General features: G+C 67.9%; 4 protein-coding genes. All 4 read left to right on the forward strand.

Annotated elements, in window-relative coordinates; genetic code table 11:
- Positions 1 to 81 precede the first annotated feature (81 nt).
- The gene (mreD, locus tag ACE026_RS09735) at positions 82 to 567 is read left to right on the forward strand and encodes a rod shape-determining protein MreD (protein ID WP_019186042.1); all 486 of its coding nucleotides are present in this window, start codon (positions 82 to 84) and stop codon (positions 565 to 567) included.
- 1 nt (position 568) lies between these two features.
- Positions 569 to 2,629 (forward strand): penicillin-binding protein 2, encoded by a 2,061-nt coding sequence (gene mrdA / locus ACE026_RS09740; RefSeq protein WP_486038836.1) that lies wholly within the window; start codon positions 569 to 571, stop codon positions 2,627 to 2,629.
- Positions 2,626 to 3,738, forward strand: coding sequence for a rod shape-determining protein RodA (rodA, locus tag ACE026_RS09745; RefSeq protein WP_486038837.1), 1,113 nt, complete (start codon positions 2,626 to 2,628; stop codon positions 3,736 to 3,738). The genes mrdA and rodA (ACE026_RS09745) overlap by 4 nt, the downstream gene beginning before the upstream one ends.
- Positions 3,739 to 3,904: 166 nt before the next feature.
- The gene (rodA, locus tag ACE026_RS09750; RefSeq protein ID WP_486038838.1) at positions 3,905 to 5,005 is read left to right on the forward strand and encodes a rod shape-determining protein RodA; all 1,101 of its coding nucleotides are present in this window, start codon (positions 3,905 to 3,907) and stop codon (positions 5,003 to 5,005) included.
- Positions 5,006 to 5,309: the final 304 nt, after the last annotated feature.

Consider the following 5,309-nt stretch of genomic DNA (forward strand, 5'->3'; position numbering starts at 1 on the left):
GACCGCTCCGCGCCGTGACGCAGCCGAATCCACGGCAGTGCCGAGCCATGCTCGGCAGGCCGAACCCGTGGAGAACCGGCCATGAGCCGCCTGCGCGACAAACCCTGGGTGCTGCCGGTGAGTCTGGTCGTGGCGCTGCTGCTGGGCCTGTTGCCGCTGCCGGCGCTGCTGCAGCCGCTGCGTCCGTACTGGTTGGCACTGGTGCTGGCCTACTGGGTGATCGAGACACCGGACCGGGTCGGGCTGGGCATCGCCTTCGCCAGCGGCGTCATCGCCGATCTGCTCTATGGCGGCGTGCTCGGCGAGCAGGCGCTGCGGCTGGTGATCCTGACCTTCATCCTGCAGCGCTTCCGCGCGCGGATCCGTTTCTTCCCGATGTCCCAGCAGATCCTGGCGATCGGCGGCCTGCTGTTCAACGACCGCATCGTCAGCGCGGTGGTGCACATCGTGGTCGGCGAGCCGACCCTGCCGTGGTCGTACTGGTGGGCGCCGCTGCTGGGCATGGCGCTGTGGCCGCTGGTGTTCGTGCTGCTGGATGCGCTGCGCTTCGGGCGACGCGGGCGCTGACATGTACATGCGCCGCCAGGCCAAGAATCCGCATGCCGAGGCAGAACAGTTCCGGCGCCGTGCCGCGCTGGGCTTCCTCGGCGTGCTGGTGTGCCTGTTCGGCCTGGGCGGCTGGTACTTCAAGCTGCAGGTGATGGACCACGACATCTACGCCACGCGCTCGGAGGCCAACCGGATCAAGCCGCGGCCGGTGGTGCCGGGGCGCGGGATGATCTACGACCGCAACGGCCGGCTGCTGGCCGAGAACGTGCCCGCGTTCCGCCTGGACATCACCCCGGACAAGGTCAAGGACATGGACGCCACGCTGGCGGGCCTGTCCAACATCCTCGCGCTGAGCCCGGAAGACATCGAGACCTTCAACAAGTCGCGCAAGGCCCGTCGCAGTTTCCTGCCGGTCACCCTGAAGCTGCGTGTCACCGATGAGGAGATGGCGCGCTTTGCGGTGGACCGCTGGCGCTTCCCGGGCGTGGAGCTGGAGCCGTACCTGACCCGTCGCTACCCGTACGGCGATCTGTTCGCGCACATCATCGGCTACGTCGGCCGAGTCGATGACAAGGACCTGGAGATGCTGGGCGAGGGCAATGCCGCGCTGACCCACATCGGCAAGTCCGGGCTGGAGCGCTATTACGAGCAGCAGCTGCGCGGCAAGGTCGGCTACGAGCAGGTCGAGACCAACGTGCAGGGCCGGGCGATCCGCACCATCGGCCGGGTCGCGGCGCAGTCGGGCAGCGATCTGCGCCTGTCCATCGATGCCGACCTGCAGCGCGCGATGGTCGCCGCCTTTGGTGAGTTCGAAGGTGCGGCGGTGGCGATGGACCCGCGCACCGGCGAAGTGCTGGCGATGGTCAGCCTGCCGTCCTACGACCCCAACCTGTTCGTCAACGGCATCTCGCATGCCGATTTCAAGGCGCTCAACGACAACCCCTCGCGGCCGCAGTTCAACCGCCTGGTGCTGGGCGGCGTCGCGCCCGGTTCGACGATCAAGCCGCTGATCGGCCTGGCCGGCCTGGACAGTGGCGTGCGCAGACCGGAGGACAAGATCCTGTCCACCGGCATGTTCTATCTGCCGGGCACTTCGCGCGGTTGGGGCGATGCCAACCGTGGCGGTCACGGCTGGACCGACCTGCGCAAGTCGATCACCCAGTCGGTCAACACGTACTACTACAAGCTGGCGCTGGATCTGGGCATCGATCGCTTCGACCACTACATGGGCTACTACGGGTTCGGCGCACCGACCGGGATCGACCTGACCGGCGAGATCGGCGGCATCCTGCCCTCGCCGGCGGCCAAGTTCAAGGCACGCAAAGAGCGCTGGTATCCCGGTGATACGGTCAACGTCAGCATCGGCCAGGGCGACTGGAAGGTCACCCCGCTGCAGCTGGTGCATGGCGTGGCCGGCATCGCCGATGGCCAGCTGCGCCAGCCGCACCTGGTGATGCAGCAGCGCGCCGGTTTCGATGCGGACTGGACGGCGACGCCGCCGGGCGAGAGCAAGCCGATCAGCCCCACGCCGAGCAATCTGCAGGCGGTGCGCGAGGGCATGATGGGCACCATGCAGCCTGGCGGCAGCGGCGCGCGTGCGGCCGCGGGCGCGCCGTACGTGATGGCGGGCAAGACCGGTACCGCACAGGTGATCAGCCGGCGCGGTACGGCCGCGGTCAATCCGCGCAGCCTGCCGCTGCATCTGCGCCATCGCGCGCTGTTCGTGGGTTTCGCGCCGGCCGACCATCCGGTGATCGCCGTGGCGATCGCGGTCGAAGGCGGCGGCTACGGCGGCTCCGCCGCGGCGCCCATCGCACGCAAGATTTTCGACGCCTGGCTGCTCGGCAAGATGCCCGATGGCCTGGAGCCGCTGGACAGCGAGCGCGGTACGACCGCGATCGGGATCACCGCCTTCGATGGCGGCGATGGCGCCGTGCGCGAGGCGGGCGACGCCGCCGTGGCTGCGCTGGAGCTGATGCCGGTGGTGGTGGGCCTGCCTGCGCCGGCGCCCGCGCCGGATCCCGGTGCACCCGTCCCCAGTGCCACCCCACCTCCGACCGCACCGGAGCGGCCACGATGAAGGTCTTCCTGCGCTGGGCGGTCGACATGGCCGTCCGCTTCAGCAGCTCGCTGGACTGGGTGCTGTGCCTGGCCCTGGCCGCGCTGATGCTGATGGGCCTGGCCGTGCTCAAGAGCGCCGGCGGCGACGGCCTGGTGTTCGCCCAGGGGGCGCGCTTCGCGGTTGGCCTGGGCGCGATGTGGGCGATTTCGCGGATCTCGATCCTGCGCATCCGTTCGGCCACGCCGCTGATCTACGCAGTCTCCATGATCCCGCTGCTGGCCGTGTTCGTGCTGGGCACCGGCAAGTACGGCCGCCAGTGGCTGGATCTGAAGCTGTTCTACCTGCAGCCGGCCGAGCTGCTCAAGGTCAGCCTGCCGATGATGGTGGCCTGGTATCTGCATCGCATGCCGCTGCCGCCGCGCTTCTCCACGGTGCTGACCAGTGCGGTGATCATCGGCGTGCCGACCGGGCTGGTGATGCTGCAGCCGGACTTCGGCACCGGTGTACTGATCGCTGCCAGCGGCGCGTTCGTGCTGCTGCTGGCCGGCCTGCCGTGGTGGTGGGTCGGCGTGGCGGTCGGCGGTGTGGCCGCGGCCGCGCCGGTGGCCTGGTTCTGGCTGCTGCGGCCGTACCAGAAAGATCGAATCATGATGTTCATGGACCCGGAAAGCGATGCGCTCGGCGCCGGCTGGAACATCATCCAGTCCAAGATCGCGATCGGCTCGGGCGGCTTGGATGGCAAGGGTTGGGGGCAGGGCTCGCAGTCGCACCTGAACTTCATTCCCGAGCAGACCACCGATTTCGCCTTCTCGGTGCTGAGCGAAGAATTCGGCTGGATCGGCGTGGCGATCGTGCTCGCGTTGTACCTGGTGGTGATCGGGCGCTGCCTGTGGATCGCCTCGCAGTCGCGCGATACCTATTCGCGGCTGCTGGCCGGCGCGACCGGGCTGGCGTTCTTCGTCTATGTGCTGGTGAACGGCGGCATGATTTCCGGCCTGCTGCCGGTGGTCGGTGTGCCGATGCCGCTGATCAGTTACGGCGGTACCTCGGCGGTCTCGCTGCTGGCCGGCTTCGGGCTGGTGATGGCGGTTCGTCGCCATAGTCCGGTGCACGGCGGCTACGGCTGAGCACACCCGATGCGTGCGCCGTGGCCCGGCGGTACGTGTCGGCTAAGGATTGCGGCGCCCGCGCGTGTTACGGTCCTGCGCTCGCGCCGGCCTGCCTAGCGGGCCTGCTTTCTGTTCGCCGTGTCGCCTCCTGCTGTGCGTCGCGTCATCCACAGGAGTCGTCCGTATGGTCGAACTACTGCAGCGCGCACGCGCCGTGTTCCATTTCTTTTTCCGCACCCTGGATCTGCCCCTGGTGGGCGCGCTGTGCCTGCTGATGGTGGCCGGCCTGGCCGTCCTGCACAGCGTGGACGGGCCCGTGCATGCACAGGCGATGCGCTACGGCGCCGGGCTTGCCGCGCTGTGGGGGCTGTCGCGGCTGCCGGTGGTGACGCTGCGCGCGTGGTCGCCCTGGATCTACACCTTGTCCTTGCTGCCACTGCTGGCCGTGTATGTGGTCGGCACCGGCAAGTACGGCCAGCGCTGGTTGAACCTGGGCGTGTTCTACCTGCAGCCTTCCGAGCTGCTCAAGCTCAGCCTGCCGATGATGATGGCCTGGTACCTGCACAAGCAGCCGTTGCCACCGCGGCCGCGTGCGGTGCTGACCGCGGCCGTGCTGATCGGCGGCCCGGCAGTGCTGATCCTGCTGCAGCCCAATCTCGGCACGGCGACGCTGGTCACCGCCAGCGGGGTATTCGCGCTGTTGCTGGCCGGCCTGCGCTGGTGGTGGATGGCCGTCGCGCTGGGTGGGTTGTCGGTGGCCGCGCCGCTGGCCTGGTTCGGCCTGCTGCGGCAATACCAGAAGGATCGCGTGCTGACCTTCCTGTATCCGGAGAACGATCCGCTGGGCACCGGCTGGAACATCATCCAGTCCAAGATCGCGATCGGCTCGGGCGGCATGCATGGCAAAGGCTGGGGGCAGGGCACCCAGGCCACGCTGGATTTCCTGCCCGAATACACCACGGATTTCGCTTTCTCGGTGCTGGCCGAGGAGTTCGGCTGGGTCGGCGTGGCGGTGGTGCTCTGCCTGTTTTTGTTCGTCACTGCGCGCTGCCTGTGGATCGCCAGCCAGTCGCGTTGTGGTTACTCGCGCCTGCTGGTGGGCACCACCGGTCTGGTGTTCTTCGTCTATGTGCTGGTCAACGGCGGCATGATCTCCGGCCTGTTGCCGGTGGTCGGCGTGCCGATGCCGCTGATCAGTTATGGCGGTACTTCGGCGGTCTCACTGCTGGCCAGCTTCGGGCTGGTGATGGCGGCACGACAGCATCAGCCCGTCCATGCGACATGAGCTGTTGGTGCGGCAGTGTTTGCGCACCCAACCACACGAAAACGGTTTCAGGTGCAAACGTTGTCAACGCGTCGGGATAAAAGTGAGAAGTGGCGCACAGATATGAAGTGACTTGATCTTGATCAATGGACTTGTCGTAAACGGCCTGCACAATGGCGGCCCGCCAACAACGACGCGCTGAGCCAAGCATCGCGGATGGGGAGTCTGGCGGGGAGTAGTTGACCCAACAGGCAGAGGGGCGAGGCGCGCTCTGGGGAGATGCGCGCCGCGCCGCTGCCGATCGGGTCCGGTTTGGCCGGTTGCG

It is taken from the genome of Stenotrophomonas sp. AGC87, assembly GCF_057333975.1.